Annotated in this window: 11 protein-coding genes; 6 read left to right on the top strand and 5 right to left on the bottom strand. The window is 63.3% G+C overall.

Features of this window, described 5'->3' with window-relative positions:
* The first annotated feature begins 166 nt into the window (after positions 1–166).
* A complete protein-coding gene (locus KIO76_RS14735; RefSeq protein WP_213323970.1) occupies positions 167–2,536 on the top strand; it encodes an oxidoreductase in 2,370 nt (789 codons plus the stop codon).
* A 191-nt stretch (positions 2,537–2,727) separates the two neighbouring features.
* Here KIO76_RS14735 and KIO76_RS14740 read toward each other — a convergent pair whose 3' ends face one another.
* From KIO76_RS14740 to KIO76_RS14755, 4 genes are read right to left on the bottom strand one after another with little or no spacing between them, the layout of a single operon-like run.
* The gene (locus KIO76_RS14740; RefSeq protein WP_213323971.1) at positions 2,728–3,909 is read right to left on the bottom strand and encodes an acyl-CoA dehydrogenase family protein; all 1,182 of its coding nucleotides are present in this window, start codon (positions 3,907–3,909) and stop codon (positions 2,728–2,730) included.
* A gap of 1 nt (position 3,910) precedes the next feature.
* Positions 3,911–4,744 (bottom strand): enoyl-CoA hydratase family protein, encoded by an 834-nt coding sequence (locus tag KIO76_RS14745; RefSeq protein WP_213325275.1) that lies wholly within the window; start codon positions 4,742–4,744, stop codon positions 3,911–3,913.
* Positions 4,745–4,758: 14 nt separating this feature from the next.
* Positions 4,759–5,277: a MarR family winged helix-turn-helix transcriptional regulator gene (locus tag KIO76_RS14750; protein WP_213323972.1), complete on the bottom strand. Its 519-nt coding sequence runs from the start codon at positions 5,275–5,277 to the stop codon at positions 4,759–4,761.
* A complete protein-coding gene (locus KIO76_RS14755; protein ID WP_213325276.1) occupies positions 5,274–6,011 on the bottom strand; it encodes an SDR family NAD(P)-dependent oxidoreductase in 738 nt (245 codons plus the stop codon). The genes KIO76_RS14750 and KIO76_RS14755 overlap by 4 nt, the downstream gene beginning before the upstream one ends.
* 198 nt (positions 6,012–6,209) lie before the next feature.
* On the opposite strand from KIO76_RS14755, the gene putA reads away from it, so the two are divergent.
* Both putA and KIO76_RS14765 read left to right on the top strand, forming a co-directional pair.
* On the top strand, positions 6,210–10,109 hold the full coding sequence (gene putA, locus KIO76_RS14760) for a trifunctional transcriptional regulator/proline dehydrogenase/L-glutamate gamma-semialdehyde dehydrogenase (protein WP_213323973.1): 3,900 nt from the start codon (positions 6,210–6,212) through the stop codon (positions 10,107–10,109).
* Positions 10,110–11,175: 1,066 nt separating this feature from the next.
* Positions 11,176–11,532 carry a hypothetical protein gene (locus tag KIO76_RS14765; protein WP_213323974.1) on the top strand — a complete coding sequence of 119 codons (357 nt, stop codon included), beginning with the start codon at positions 11,176–11,178 and terminating at the stop codon, positions 11,530–11,532.
* 89 nt (positions 11,533–11,621) lie between these two features.
* Here the strand turns inward: KIO76_RS14765 and KIO76_RS14770 are convergent, their stop codons facing one another.
* Positions 11,622–12,251: a TonB family protein gene (locus KIO76_RS14770; protein ID WP_213323975.1), complete on the bottom strand. Its 630-nt coding sequence runs from the start codon at positions 12,249–12,251 to the stop codon at positions 11,622–11,624.
* 298 nt (positions 12,252–12,549) lie between these two features.
* On the opposite strand from KIO76_RS14770, the gene KIO76_RS14775 reads away from it, so the two are divergent.
* The 3 genes from KIO76_RS14775 (at position 12,550) to KIO76_RS14785 (ending at position 14,844) form a co-directional block, all read left to right on the top strand.
* Positions 12,550–13,107, top strand: a complete 558-nt coding sequence (locus KIO76_RS14775; protein WP_213323976.1) for a GNAT family N-acetyltransferase — start codon at positions 12,550–12,552, stop codon at positions 13,105–13,107.
* Positions 13,108–13,121: 14 nt separating this feature from the next.
* On the top strand, positions 13,122–13,931 hold the full coding sequence (locus tag KIO76_RS14780) for an LOG family protein (protein ID WP_213323977.1): 810 nt from the start codon (positions 13,122–13,124) through the stop codon (positions 13,929–13,931).
* Positions 13,932–14,244: 313 nt separating this feature from the next.
* Complete coding sequence (locus KIO76_RS14785) at positions 14,245–14,844, top strand: Dps family protein (protein WP_213323978.1); 600 nt, start codon at positions 14,245–14,247, stop codon at positions 14,842–14,844.
* The last annotated feature ends 192 nt before the right edge of the window (positions 14,845–15,036 follow it).

The following is a 15,036-nucleotide window of genomic DNA, read 5'->3' on the forward strand; positions in this document are numbered from 1 at the left end:
CTGAGCATTCCGTGCCAACCGACTCCACCGTTTCCGTAATCGGCTCCCGTGAATCAAATCTGAAATTGGCCGGCTTCGGCGTACCTGCTCAGTCGATGGTCGTTGTCACCGAGATACTTTAAGTATAAAATAATTGGTGTCGCAGCTTGAACGCGGGGCATCAGCCATGAAGATCACGGTAGTGGGAGGCGGGCCGGGCGGCCTGTACAGTGCGCTTCTGACCAAGAAGGCACGGCCGGACTGGACCATCGAGGTCTTCGAGCAGAACCGCGCTGATGACACCTTCGGCTTCGGTGTGGTGTTCTCGGATGACACGCTGGAGGAATTCCTTTCGCGCGATCCGGAGTCCTATGAGCGGATCCGGGACCATTTCGCCTATTGGGACGACGTCGCCATCCACTACAAGGGGAACGAGATCCGCTGCGCCGGCAACGGGTTCTGCGGCATTTCGCGGCAGGAACTGCTCAGCCTCCTGCAGCAGCGCTGCCGCGAGGAGGGTGTCGCGCTCACCTTCTCCGAGCGTATCGATCCAGCGGCACTGAAGACCCGATTTGCGGATTCCGACATCATCATCGCGGCCGACGGGATCAACTCGCCGATCCGAGAGCATTTCCGCGACTCCTTCCAGCCCAGCATGACTTTGAAGTCGAATCGCTTCTGCTGGATGGGCTCGACCCGGCCCATGGACGAGTTCAATTATTTCTTCCGGGAGACCGAGCACGGCGTCATTTGCGCCCATACCTATCAATATGAGGCTGGCCGCTCGACCTGGGTGTTCGAGATGGACGAGGCGTGCTGGCAGGGGCACGGCTTCTCGGAGTTCGACGAGGAGGGCTCCAAAGCCAAGCTCGAGGCCATTTATGCCGAGGAGCTCCAGGGCCATCCGCTCCTGCTCAACCGCTCGAACTGGCGGCGCTTCCCGCGCATCTTTTGCGAGAACTGGTGGCACGACAACATCGTCATCCTCGGCGATGCCAAGGCTTCGGCGCATTTCTCCATCGGCTCCGGCACCAAGCTCGCGATGGAATGCGCTATCGGCCTGTCGGACGCCCTTCTCGCCCATGCCGAAGAGAGCGTGGAGAAGGCGTTCAAGGCTTATGACGCCGCGCGGCGCACGCCATGCCAGATCGTGCAGCACAACGCAGATGTCTCACTCGCCTGGTTCGAGCATATGAACCGCGCCTTCGACATGGAGCCGATGCAATTCGCCATGGTGGTGATGTGCCGGGCGAAGTCGATCACCTACGACAATCTCATCGTGCGCGATCCCACTTTCGTCGAGAAGGCGGACACCGAGTTCTACGAGCGTCTTTATCGCGAGACCGGCGACGACTATCGCAAAAGCCGGCCGACGCCGATGTTCACCAAGTTCCGCCTCCGCGGCATGGAGGTGCCGAACCGGGCGGTCATGGCGCCGATGGCCCAATACTCTGCCGATGCGGACGGGAATCTCACTGACTGGCATCTCGTCCATTATACCTCGCACGCCCTAGGGGGGATGGGGCTCATCTTCGTCGAGATGACCTGTCCGTCGCCGGACGCGCGTATCACTCCCGGCTGTCCCGGCCTCTGGACAGATGCCCACGAGGCGCAGTGGAAACGGATCGTCGATTTCGTCCATGCTCATTCTGCGGCAAAGATCGTGATGCAGCTCGGCCACGCTGGCCGTAAGGGCTCGACCCAGCTGGGCTGGGAAAAGGCGGACCATCCCCTGGCGGAGGGCAACTGGCCGCTTTACTCAGCCTCGGCCCTCCCTTGGGTCCAAGGCGTCAGCCAGACGCCGGAGGCGCTCGATCGCGCCACCATGGACCGCATCAAGGCGGATTTCGTACAAGGCGCCGAGCGCGCGGCACGCGCGGGCTTCGACATGCTGGAGCTGCACTGCGCCCACGGCTATCTCTTCGCGTCCTTCCTGTCGCCGCTGACGAACCATCGCACCGACGAATATGGCGGCTCCATCGAAAACCGCCTGCGCTATCCGCTGGAGGTCTTTGCGGCCATGCGGGCGGTGTGGCCCGAGGAGCGGCCGATGTCGGTCAGGATCTCGGCGTCCGACTGGAAGGAGGGCGGCATCTCAGAGGCGGATACCTTCGCGATCGCCGAGGCGTTCCGCGATGCCGGCTGCGACCTGATCGACGTCTCGGCCGGGCAGACGGTGCCGGACCAGGAGCCGGTCTATGGCCGCATGTTCCAGGTGCAGTTTGCGGAAGCGATCCGCAACGTGCCGCAAATGGCGACGATGGCGGTCGGGGCCATCACCGAGCCCGGCCAGATCAACACGATCCTGCACACGCGGCGCGCCGACCTCGTGGCGCTGGCGCGGCCGCATCTTTGGAATCCCTATTTCACCCACCAGGCAGAGGCCTGGTACGGCGCGCGCAACCAGTACTGGCCGAAGCCTTATCTCGCCGGCAGGAACCAGGCGCATCGCGAGATGGAGAAAACCCGCGAGAAGCAGATCGCGCTGCAGATCAAGGCCCGCCCCGCTCGCCATGCGCGGCCGGAGAGCGGGGAGCGGTCGCTCGCTGCGGAGTAGGGCGCGGTTTCACCTCTCCCCGGCGGGGAGAGGTCGGCATGCAGTGCCGGGTGAGGGGGATATGGTGACTGTCGTCACCCCTCATCCTGTCCTTCTCCCCGCCGGGGAGAAGGGACGTTCACGATAGCTGTCGCGGGGATATGGACGGCAGGGCACTCACCCTTGCCAAACGCGAGAGCGCGGCGATGATGTCAGGCTGACCCCGCCGCGAAATCCGCCAGCGTCTGGCGGGCGATGATGACTTTCTGCACGTCGCTCGCGCCCTCGTAGATGCGCAGCGCGCGGATGTCGCGGTAGAGTTCTTCCACCTTCGAGCCCACCCGCACACCATCGCCGCCATGGAGCTGCACGGCCGCGTCAATGACGCGCTGGGCGTTCTCGGTGGCGACGAGCTTGGCAAGGGAGGCCTCGCGGGTGATGCGGGCGGCGCCGTTGTCCTTCGTCCAGGCCGCGCGATAGACCATCAGCGCGGCTGCCTCCACATCCGTCACCATGTCGGCGACCGTGCCCTGCACCATCTGCAGGTCCGCGAGCGGCCCGCCGAAGAGCTGACGTGTGGTCACCCGTTGCAGCGCGTCGTCGAGCGCCCTGCGCGCAAAGCCGAGCGCCGCCGCACCAACCGTGGAGCGGAATACATCGAGCGTCGCCATGGCGATCTTGAAGCCCTCGCCGGGTTTCCCAATGCGGTTAGCGACCGGTACGCGGCAGCCGTCGAAGGCAAGGCGGGCGAGTGGGTGAGGCGCGATGGTCTCCAGTCGCTCGGCGATGGTGAAGCCGGGCGTGCCTGCCTCGACCACGAAAGCCGACATTCCCTTCGTGCCGGGACCCTCGCCGGTGCGGCAGAAAACGACATACTGATCAGCAATGCCGCCGTTGGAAATCCAGGTCTTCTCGCCGGTGATCCGCACGTGGTCCGGGCCGTCCGGCTCGGCGGTCGTTGCCAGCGCCGCAACGTCGGAGCCAGCGACCGGCTCGGTCAGCGCGAAGGCGGCGATCGCCTCGCCGGTGGCGACGCGCGGCAGGTAGCGGGATTTCTGCGTGTCCGTCCCGAACAGGCAAATGGGGCCTGAGCCCAGACCCTGCATGGCGAAGGCGAAGTCCGCGAGGCCATCGGCGTGGCCCAGCGTCTCGCGGATGAGGCAGAGCGAGCGGACATCGAGTGTCGCGGCCTTGCCGCCATGGGGAGCGACGACCGCGTGGCGCAGGATGCCGGCGCGGCCGAGCGCATCCACCAGCCGGCGGCAGGACCCATCCACATCGTGATGATCGACGAGGCCGGGCACGGAGTCTCTGGCGAAGGTCGCGATCTCGTCCCGAAGCGCACGATGGATGGGCGTGAAGAATGGCCAGTCGAGAAAACGGGTGTCGACCATCTCAATCGCCCTTGAAGATCGGCTTTTCCTTCGCGACGAAGGCGTGATAGGCGCGGGCGAAATCCTCGGTCTTCATGCAGAGCGCCTGGGCGACCGCTTCCGCCTCGATGGCGTCATCCACGCTCATCGCCCATTCCATATGGAGCATGCGCTTCGTGATGCCGTTGGCGAAAGTTGGGCCCTCGACGAGGCGCTGCGCGAGCAGGGCGGCGGCCTCGGCGAGCTCTTCCGCCGGCACGATCCGGCTGAAAAACCCCCAACGCTCACCCTCGTCCGCGCCCATGGCACGGCCCGTAAAGAGAAGCTCGGACGCACGCCCCTGACCGATGATCCGGGGCAGGATTGCGCAGGCGCCCATGTCGCAGCCAGCGAGGCCGACGCGGTTGAAGAGGAAGGCGACTTTGGCCTCAGGGGCGGCGAGCCTCAGATCCGAAGCCATAGCCATGATCGCGCCGGCACCCACGCAGATGCCGTCGACCGCCGCAATGATCGGCTGGGGGCAGGCGCGCATGGCCTTGACGAGATCGCCGGTCATCTCGGTGAACCGCAAGAGATCGACCGCCTTCATGGCGACGAGCGGGCCGATGATGTCATGCACATCACCGCCGGATGAGAAATTGCCCCCCTCGCCGCTGAGAATGAAGGCCTTGACCTCGTCATCCGTGCGCGCGGCGCGGAAGATAGCCGTCAATTCAGCATAGGATTCGAAGGTCAGCGGGTTCTTGCGCTCTGGCCGGTTGAGCGTGACCCGCGCGATGCCGCCGGACACGCTGAGCAAAACATGCTCGGCTTGATAGGCAGAAAGAGGTCCGGCGACAACAGCGCCTCCGAGCATGATGCCGCTCGCCGTCATGATTCTTCTCCCCGCTTGATACCCGCCCGGACGGATGTCTTTAACTTCCCGAGCAGGCTCATCAACTGATCGATCTCGGCCGGGTCGAGATCATCAAACATCCGGCCGATCCATTCACCATGTTCATCCGCCATGGCCTTGAAGGTGCTGCGACCCTCCTCGGTCATGCGCACGATCTGCGTGCGCCTGTCCTGCGGCAGGGCGGTGCGGGTCACGTGGCCGCTGGCAAGCAGGCGTTCCACGATGGCCGTGACATTGCCGGCGGATACCATGAGGCGCTTGGAAACCTCCCCGAGAACAAGCCCATCCTCCGCCTTCTCGAGCTGAGCGAGCAGGTCGAAGCGAGGCAGCGTGAAGTCAAAATCGTCACGCAGCTTCCTGCGGATCTCGTTCTCAATCAGTGTCGTGCAGGTCAAGAGGCGAAGCCATAGGCGCAGTTCCGCTCGATGATCGGCGGGAGCCTCAGCCACCTTGGTCTCGGCGTCGATCCAGGGCTCGACATCGGTTGTGCTCACACTTCACCTCCGGCAATCACGATACACTGCCCGGTGACAGCCGCTGCACCGTCACTCGCGAGCCAGACCGCTGCACTCGCGACCTCTTCCGGTTTGATCAGCCGCCCCATCGGGTTGGATGCCGTGAAATGCGCCTTTGCCTCCTCAGGCGAGCGGTTTGTCTTTGCGACAATGCTTTTGACACTGTCCGCCACCAGATCTGTGTCCGTATAGCCGGGGCAGACGGCGTTCACGGTGACACCGGACTTTGCCATCTCCAGCGCTACCGCGCGTGTCAGCCCGACAACGGCATGTTTGGCAGCCACATAGGCGGACACATAGGCGTACCCCTTCACGCCCGCCGTGGAGGCGATATTGATGACGCGCCCGAAGCCGCGCTCCACCATGCCGGGCATCGCTGCACGCATCGCCTCGGCGGCGCTCTCAACATTGAGCGCCATCATGCGCCGGAAGAGATCGCGATCGCTTTTCAGGAACGGAGCAGTGCCGGCACCGCCGGCGTTGTTGACGAGAATATCGAAGCCGCTGCCGGCGATTGCGGTAAGCTGTCCGGCGTCGATCACGTCGATCGTTTCGCCTCGTACGGCAACGCCTTCGGCGACAGCCGCGTCGAGTGTCTCACGGTTGCGGCCCAGGATCGTGACCTCGTGGCCCGCCGCAGTTAACGCAGCGGCGATGGCCCGCCCAATGCCCCGACTTCCCCCTGTTACCAGCGCGCGCCGCGTCACCATCATGAATCCAATTTCTACCGGCGAATTGCCGCGAAGTGTAGACCGGCACCCGAATAGTTCAAGCTCAAAATAATTACGGGGCGCTTCGGTAAAGCCTGATGGAGAGCGCCCCTGCGCAGGAGAAGCGACGAGTTGCACCTTTGCTGAGATGAAGGTATAACCCTTGTCGAGCATCAGGTTGCATTTCCCTGGGGTAAGAGCATGCAGAACACGACCATTGGCGTGAAGGTCAGCGACGAGTTGAAGGCCCGGCTCAAGGCTGCCGCGGAAGCGGTTGGTCGATCCCCCCATTGGCTGATCAAGCAGTCGTTGGTCGCGACGATCGAGCGCATCGAGCGAGGGGAGCTGCGGGATTTCGGCTCCGAAGCGCCCTTCGCGCTCGATGTGCTGGATACGCCGGTGGAGGCGGAGCAGGGGCCGCGTCCCTTCATCGCCTTCGCCCAGTCCATCCAGCCGCAGAGCGTGCTGCGCGCGGCCATCACCGCTGCTTACCGTCGCCCCGAACCGGAATGTCTGCCAGCGCTGATCGCCGGTGCGACCCTGTCGCCGCAGGCGGCCGAGCTCGCCCGCGCCCGCGCGCGGGATCTCGTGCTCGCCCTGCGGGCCAAAAACGATGGCGGCGGGGTCAAGGGACTCATCAACGAATACTCGCTGTCGAGCCAGGAAGGCGTCGCCCTGATGTGCCTCGCCGAGGCCTTGCTGCGTATTCCCGACAAGCCGACCCGTGACGCGCTCATCCGGGACAAGATCTCCTCAGGCGACTGGCAGACCCATGTCGGTCAGAGCCCGTCGCTCTTCGTCAATGCAGCGACGTGGGGTCTCGTCGTTACCGGCAAGCTCACGTCGACCACCAGCGAGGGTGGCCTGTCGGCGGCGCTTACCCGCCTTATCGGCCGGGGCGGCGAGCCCCTGATCCGCAAGGGTGTCGACATGGCCATGCGCCTGATGGGCGAGCAGTTCGTCACGGGCCAGACCATCGGCGAGGCCCTTGCCAACAGCCGCTCGCTGGAGGCGCGCGGCTTCCGCTATTCCTACGACATGCTAGGCGAGGCAGCGACGACGGCTCAGGATGCAGCCCGTTATTACGCGGATTACGAGCAGGCGATCCACGCGATCGGCAAGGCTTCCAACCGGCGCGGGATTTACGAGGGGCCGGGCATTTCCATCAAGCTGTCCGCGTTGCATCCCCGCTACAGCCGCGCCCAGGCCGATCGCGTGATGACCGAGCTCCTGCCGCGCGTGAAGGCGCTCGCAGTGCTGGCGCGCGGCTATGATATCGGCCTCAATATCGACGCTGAGGAAGCGGACCGGCTGGAGCTGTCTCTGGATCTGCTGGAATCGCTCTGCTTCGATCCCGATCTCGCCGGCTGGAACGGCATCGGCTTTGTAGTGCAGGCCTATCAGAAGCGCTGCCCCTTCGTGATCGACTATTTGATCGATCTCGCCCGCCGCAGCCGCCACCGCATCATGGTGCGTCTGGTGAAGGGCGCCTATTGGGACAGCGAGATCAAGGCCGCCCAGATCAACGGCCTCGAGGGCTTCCCCGTGTTCACGCGCAAGGTGCACACGGACGTCTCCTATGTCGCTTGCGCGAAGAAGCTCCTGGCGGCACCGGATGCGGTCTTCCCGCAGTTCGCGACGCATAATGCCCGCACGCTCTCGACCATCATGGCGATGGCCGGCGAGAACTACTACGCCGGCCAGTACGAGTTCCAATGTCTGCACGGCATGGGCGAGCCTCTCTATGACGAGGTGGTCGGCCCCGGAAAGCTCAACCGGCCATGCCGCATCTATGCGCCGGTCGGCACGCACGAGACGCTGCTCGCCTATCTCGTCCGGCGCCTCCTGGAGAATGGCGCCAACACCTCGTTCGTGCACCGCATTGCCGACAAGGCTGTGCCGGTGGACGATCTCATCGCTGATCCGGTTGAAGAGGCGCGCGCCATCGAGCCGATCGGTGCGCCGCACCCGAAGATATCAGCCCCCCGCGAGCTCTATGGCCGCGAGCGGGCCAACTCGGCCGGTCTCGACCTCTCCAACGAACAACGGCTCGCCTCCCTCTCGGCGGCGTTGCTCGCCAGCGCCGAGGCAACCTGGACCGCGCAGCCGATGCTCGGCGACGGCCTCGGCGACGGTACGGCCCGGCCGGTGCTGAACCCCGCCGACCGGCGCGACCAGGTCGGCACCGTGACAGAAGCCGATGAGGCCACGGTGGCACGCGCAACAGCGCTCGCCGCCACCGCAGCGCCTATCTGGGAATCGACGCAGACTGACGAGCGCGCTGCTTGTCTGGAACGTGCAGCCGATATCATGGAAAGCCGCATGCCGACACTCATCGGCCTCATCGTGCGCGAGGCTGGTAAGTCCTTCGCGAATTCGATCGCCGAGGTGCGCGAGGCGGTGGATTTCCTGCGCTACTACGCCCTGGAGGCGCGCAGCCGGCTGAACGGTAACCACTATCGCCCGCTCGGGCCGATCGTCTGCATCAGTCCCTGGAACTTTCCGCTGGCCATCTTCACCGGCCAGGTAGCCGCGGCCCTTGCCGCTGGCAATCCCGTGCTGGCTAAGCCAGCGGAGGAGACACCGCTGATCGCGGCCGAAGCCGTTCGCATCCTGCGCGCGGCGGGAATTCCGGAAGCCGCGCTGCAGCTTGTGCCGGGCGATGGCAAGGTGGGAGCAGCGCTGGTGGCGGACGCCCAAGTGCGGGGTGTCATGTTCACCGGCTCCACCGAGGTGGCGCGCCTCATCCAGGGGCAACTGGCCGAGCGCCTGCTGCCCGACGGCCGTCCGGTGCCCCTGATCGCCGAGACCGGCGGCCAGAACGCGCTAATCGTCGATTCCTCTGCCCTCGCCGAACAGGTGGTCAACGACGTCATCCAGTCCGCCTTCGACAGCGCCGGCCAGCGCTGCTCTGCGCTGCGTATCCTGTGTCTGCAGGAGGATGGGGCAGACCGGACCCTCAGCATGCTGAAGGGCGCGCTGAAGGAGCTCACCATCGGCAATCCGGATACTCTAGCAACGGACGTCGGGCCGGTGATCACGGCAGAGGCGCGCGACACCATCCTCGCCCATGTCGACACCATGCGGCAGCGCGGCCGTCGCGTCGAGGAAAGCGCGCTCTCGGAGGAGGCGAAGCACGGCACTTTCGTGGCGCCGACGCTGATCGAGATCGACAGCATCGCCGATTGCGAGCGCGAGGTGTTCGGCCCTGTCTTGCACGTGCTTCGCTACAAGCGGGACGATATCGATCGGCTCATCGCGGACATCAACGCCACGGGCTATGGTCTCACTTTCGGCCTGCACACCCGCATCGATGAAACGATTGCCCAGGTGACGAGCCGGATCGAGGCGGGCAACCTCTACATCAACCGCAACATCATCGGCGCAGTGGTCGGTGTGCAGCCCTTCGGCGGGTGCGGCCTTTCAGGGACCGGCCCGAAGGCCGGCGGCCCACTCTATCTCGGCCGGCTGCTTGCAGTGCGGCCGGCGGAGCCGCAGCCTATCTTGCCGGTGCGCGAACCGGACGCCGGGGCGATCAGCTATCGCGATTGGCTCGTCAGCGAGGGCCTGACCACCGAAGCCGCCCGGGTGACGGCTTATATCCAGCAAGCGCAGATCGGCGGAGCCATTGAGCTGCGCGGTCCGGTCGGCGAGCGTAACGTCTACAAACTGAAGCCGCGCGGGCGCATCGCGGCGCGCGCGCAGACGGAGAGCGGATTGCTGCTGCAGCTCGGCGCCATTCTGGCAACAGGCAACAGTGCGGTCATAGCCAAGGCCGGCGAAGGAGGCAGCTCCAGTGAGGGGACCAAGCGCATTGCCAACCTGCCGGAGGCCTTGAAACGCCGCGTCTTCTTCGTGGACGACCTGGGGGCGGCAGATATGGCGGCCATGCTCTTCGAGGGCGACAGCGACGCGCTGCAGGCCGCAAACCGCACACTTGCGGGACGCGCCGGCGCTATCGTTGGCCTTCAGGGAGCCTCTCCCGCCGGCCTTGCCTCAGGGGCCGAGGACTACTGCCTGGACTGGCTGATGGAGGAAGTGTCCATCAGCACGAACACGGCGGCGGCCGGCGGCAACGCGAGCCTGATGACGATCGGCTGAGAGGCGGGTCCGGAACACCGGGGCCTGAGGTTCTCAGGTTTCGGTAGAGAGCATGAGGCCCGTTCACCCCATCTGTTTACGCAGATCAGGTGACGGGCGCGCTGGCTTTACGACCGTGAGACCGCTCTTTCCGCGGCGGTTCTCGCCGCAGCCCCTGAGCCCTTCCGGAATGAGCTCAGCTCATTTTTCGGGCTTGGCGCGAAAGTAATCTCTGAAATGCGGAACAGGTTTGTTCGACGATACCAACATGCGAAAGCGTCATTCCGCTGAGGATAATTGTTAACAAACATGGTTAACGCGTGCTCCGGCGCGACCGGACTTTGGCATCGCTTTTTTAGTAGGTAGATGTTGCCGCCCGCGAGATTTCGTGAGAAGATATCAGCGTTCTCGATACTATATTATTTAAGGATTTGCTATGGATTGTCGTCGCAGGCGTTCTCCATAACGCGCGAACATGTCAAAAATCCAGTACCATGACTGATTGGCTCGTCACGGGCGGAGCGCTGACGCGCTTTGTCGGACCAGTGACTTGCGGCGCGCCCAGCGGCGGCCCCGGCGATCGTCGCCGACCCGCAAAGTATGCCTATTTTCCTTTCTTCCAAAATAAATGGAAGTCAAAAATGAATCCGTAGATGAATTGATCTTGATTGTTTTCAGGTGCCTATAATATAAATAGATCCAAAGAATATATACTATGCCCGAATGCCGTGCATTCGCGGGACGATCCGCTACGGCATCGGATGGAGTGCACAGTAGTGGCGGCAGACCCACCGTTTTCATCGCATTTCCGCAGCCGCATGCCAATCGTTCGGTACGACTTGGCAATGTCTGACGCTGGGTGCTGAACGGCGCGTCCTGTTGTCAATGGCGTGATGTTGCCGATAGCGAAAGAAAATGGAGCTGCTGGAGCTGGAGCGCTTACGCCGCGCAGCCGCTCCGTATTTACTGTGATCAAGGTGAGAGATCTTTGCCATCTTAGGGATGTTTGAGACCGCTGAGTTTTACCTGCGTAGAGTTTGTTTGCGTGATCGCGTTATTGAAGTGTTTATTACATTGGAGATTGAAGATGAGAAAGTTCTCGTTAATCGTTGTAATATCATTGCTCGGGATCAATTCAGCGTTCGCTTATACTACTCCGGACTGTGACACTGTCGTGGCGGAGACCTCGGGCGGGCCTGGAACACTGACCGTTACTGCCAACCGGGACGCGTCTATGGGGACGAACTGGTTGATCAGCGGCGGCGGCTGTGAGATATACGACGTTCAGGCCGGCACAGGCCTTGGCGATCGGCAGACCGCTGCAATCACCGTTTCGCGGCCGATGACGAATTTGACTCAATGGCGATGCGAAGCCAAATCCGATCCTGGACGTATAGAGACTTATAAGCTGCGTGCGATCGGCATCTTCTGTCGTTTGCCATGAAGCATTGGTAGCTGTCTTGATAGGCTGAGGTGCCCCCGCCTCAGCCTATCATTGTATCGCTTACGTCGGTTCACGGCAGGGATACCGCCCTATTGGGGCGGTGGTAGCGTCAGCGAGGGAGGGGTCTCAAGTCCCTGCCGTTCGGCTGGCTGTCGCCGCTGGGGTGCGGGACGTTCCGCCACTGGCCCGCGCGGCTCGGCGCGCTCGGTCTGTTGGCGCCGCGGAACCGGCGGCTTGGCTTGCGTCGGCTTGGCGGGCTGCTTGACTGCAGGCTTTCCAGGCGCGGGGACGGGTGTCGGATCCGGATCCTTAAGCCGAAAATTGATGGGCAGGGTAACCGTGGCCGCAATGGCCTTGCCATCCTGGCTTGCAGGCGAGAAACGCCATCGACGCACGGCCAGCACAGCAGCCTCGTCGAGCAGCGCGACGTTGCTGCTGCGCGCGATGCCGATCTGTCGCGGTATGCCGCCTTCGTCGACCATCACCTGCAGCAGCACAGTGCCCTCTTGGCCGCTTTGGCGCAGTGCCTCGGGATAGGCCGGCCAGTTCTTCATCACGTCGCTGGGATTGGGGCGGGGCGGAATGACAGGCGCCACGGCAGCCGACGCAGAACCCGCGCCGGGCGGGGATTCTTGCGCCGGAACGCCAGCGGCGGTCAATGCTGCAAAGCCGAAGGCGAGTAACCCCAGGAGGGCTCGATGCGCGTGGTAAGGTATCATGCGCGGATGATTATACGGAACACCATCACAGGTCGAGACCGTAAAGAAAGATATCCAGGAAAGGGGCCTGGTTCTCTATCGAATATTGGAGGATCGACGATCTGTTCTTAAATAGAAGAATTTCAAACTGGGGTGTATCGATCAATCGCGCGGCTTGTGCTTCCCGCTCCCTGTTCGACAGGCTCCCCGCGGCATCCTGGCCGGAGCCTGCGTCGAAACCGCCGCTTGCCGTGCGAGCAAAAAGGGCGTTTCTCGATAGAGGCGAGATGGGGAGCATGTGCGGATGGAAGATCGAGGCATGGCAAGCGAAGTCGGGGCAGGGACCCTGGGAGTGCGTGACGCGGAGGAGGCCGACATGGCGGCCGTTCAGGCGATCTATGAGCATCATGTCCTCCACGGCCTCGCGACGTTCGAGGAGGTGCCGCCGGACGTCGAGGAAATGAAGCGGCGACGGCGGGAGGTGCTGAAGCTTGGTTTGCCCTATCTCGTCGCGGATATCGCGGGGAGGGTGGTGGGCTACAGCTACGCAACCACCTACCGCGCGCGCGCGGCCTATCGCTTCACTGTGGAGGATTCCATCTATGTTGCGCATGGGCTTGGGGGAAAGGGTATCGGCCGGGCGCTGCTTCGTGAGCTGATCACGCGCTGCGAGGCCGGACCATGGCGCCAGATGCTGGCGGTAATCGGTGATTCCCGCAATGCGGGCTCGGTTGGGGTCCACAGGAGCCTTGGTTTCGCCCTCATCGGCACATTGCCGGCGGTCGGCTTCAAATTCGGTGGCTGGGTCGATACGGTGCTCATGCAGCGTTCGCTCGGCCCAGGTCAGACGACGCTCCCAGAGACCCTTCACCGCTGAACTTTTTGGATATCATGGCCGCTTCCTTGTCCACGCCTACCGCCACTGCGAATTCCCCAGCCGCTCCGAATGCAGCCCAGTCCGCCTCGCCCTCCTATCGTCTCCCTGCGTTGGACCAGGATTTCCTACTGGGCGATTCCATGCGGGGGGTGCGCTTCCTGCTGGAATACGCAAAGGCGGAGGAAGCGCTGCGCGCGTGGGGTGTTCGTTCGACCATCGTGGTGTTCGGCAGCGCCCGCGTGGGCGAGAGCGGAGGAGGGCGCCACTCCGGCTGGTATGCCGCGGCGCGAGAGTTCGGCAAGATCGCTTCCGAGCGCGGCGGTGCGCTCTGCCCGAATGGAAACGAGCGAGACAACGTCATTGCGACGGGTGGCGGGCCCGGCATCATGGAGGCCGCCAATCGCGGCGCGCTGGACGCGGGGGCTCCTTCGATCGGCTTCAACATTACCCTGCCGCACGAGCAGGAGCCGAACGCCTATTCAACCCCGGATCTTACCTTCCGCTTCCACTATTTCGCGATGCGCAAGATGCACTTGGCGATGCGCGCCAACGGTCTTGTCGTCTTTCCCGGCGGCTTCGGCACGCTTGACGAACTCTTCGAGATCCTCACATTGCGACAGACGCACAAGGCTCCTCCACTGCCAATCGTCCTGTATGACAAGGCTTACTGGACTTCGGTCATCAATTTTCAGGCGATGGTGGACGAGGGAATGATCAGTGCTGCTGATTGCGAGCTGTTCGGCTTTGCCGATACGGCGGAGGCGACATGGTCGGCGCTGCTGCGGCTTGGGCTCAATGTCGTGACTGCGGCGCGCCAAACCTGACACCGAATTCGCGTTATGTAGCGGCCGCCGCTCCGTCGCACTCGACGTGTGACGGAGGCACAGGGGTGGCGACATTAAGCATTTTATGACTTGGCCATCGATTGCGCTGACCGGCAGCGTGGTGTGTGGTAGAACGGCACCGGCTAAAGCAAGATCTGCCGCTGTTCTACCTCTATGACCTGACATCGCGTGGCCGACCTATCGCCTACACTTGGATCTTAATGCTTTGGCTGTCCTCCCGCAGAGCCTGAATGGGTCTGCAAAACCGGTCTACGCCGATAGTCGCGATCCGATACCGAGAAGGAGCCGTCCAATGGCCCGAGCAACTTCGAAAGCCTCCCCGAAAGCATCAGAAAAGACCATCGCCAAGACGAAGAGCAAACCAGCGGCCGCGCGGAGCGACAATGCCGCGAGCCCCGGTTTGCATACACCCACGGATCTCTCGCAGGGTGCCGTTGCGGCTATCTCAGAGGCACTCAATGCTGTTCTCGCGGATGCTTTCGCGCTCTACCTGAAGACGAAGAACTTCCATTGGCACGTCAGCGGTCCGCATTTCCGTGACTACCATCTCCTGTTCGATGAACAGGGAGCCGAGATCATCGGCGTGACCGACGAGGTGGCCGAGCGCGTTCGCAAGATCGGCGGCACCACCCTGCGGTCCATTGGCCATATCGCGAAACTGCAGAGCATCGCGGATAACGATGCGCCATTCGTTTCGGCCGCTGACATGCTGCGCGAGCTCGTGGCTGACAATAAGGCGATGGTCACCACATTGCGCAAAGCCCACGACGTTGCGGATGAATATAAGGACGTCGCGACCGCAAGCCTGCTCGAGAACGTCATCGACGCGACCGAGAAGCGCGTATGGTTCCTGTTCGAGGCAAGCCGCTCGGGCGACAACACCGGTCACTGAGCGCCGCCCGCCGGCCTTTGGGCTGGAGCAGACCGCTTGCGCGCGCCAACGCGCCGTCATTCCGGGTTCGAGCCTGTCAGCTCGCCCTGGAATGACGACGTGGCTCCGGCACGGATCAGCGCGCGCCGGCAATTCCTCTTGAAACGCCACACTCTTGGCGGGAATCGCACGTCAAAACAGCGACTTACCTCT

The organism is Chelatococcus sp. YT9 (assembly GCF_018398315.1).
Classification (GTDB): Bacteria; Pseudomonadota; Alphaproteobacteria; order Rhizobiales; family Beijerinckiaceae; genus Chelatococcus.

Bases quoted from the DNA above. Each gene is read 5' to 3' on its own strand.
- KIO76_RS14745 (WP_213325275.1), bottom strand. From the start codon at position 4,744: ATGCTCGGAGGCGCTGTTGTCGCCGGACCTCTTTCTGCCTATCAAGCC.
- KIO76_RS14735 (WP_213323970.1), top strand. From the start codon at position 167: ATGAAGATCACGGTAGTGGGAGGCGGGCCGGGCGGCCTGTACAGTGCG.
- KIO76_RS14740 (WP_213323971.1), bottom strand. From the start codon at position 3,909: ATGGTCGACACCCGTTTTCTCGACTGGCCATTCTTCACGCCCATCCAT.
- KIO76_RS14755 (WP_213325276.1), bottom strand. From the start codon at position 6,011: ATGATGGTGACGCGGCGCGCGCTGGTAACAGGGGGAAGTCGGGGCATT.
- KIO76_RS14785 (WP_213323978.1), top strand. From the start codon at position 14,245: ATGGCCCGAGCAACTTCGAAAGCCTCCCCGAAAGCATCAGAAAAGACC.
- KIO76_RS14780 (WP_213323977.1), top strand. From the start codon at position 13,122: ATGGCCGCTTCCTTGTCCACGCCTACCGCCACTGCGAATTCCCCAGCC.
- putA (WP_213323973.1), top strand. From the start codon at position 6,210: ATGCAGAACACGACCATTGGCGTGAAGGTCAGCGACGAGTTGAAGGCC.
- KIO76_RS14765 (WP_213323974.1), top strand. From the start codon at position 11,176: ATGAGAAAGTTCTCGTTAATCGTTGTAATATCATTGCTCGGGATCAAT.
- KIO76_RS14775 (WP_213323976.1), top strand. From the start codon at position 12,550: ATGGCAAGCGAAGTCGGGGCAGGGACCCTGGGAGTGCGTGACGCGGAG.
- KIO76_RS14770 (WP_213323975.1), bottom strand. From the start codon at position 12,251: ATGATACCTTACCACGCGCATCGAGCCCTCCTGGGGTTACTCGCCTTC.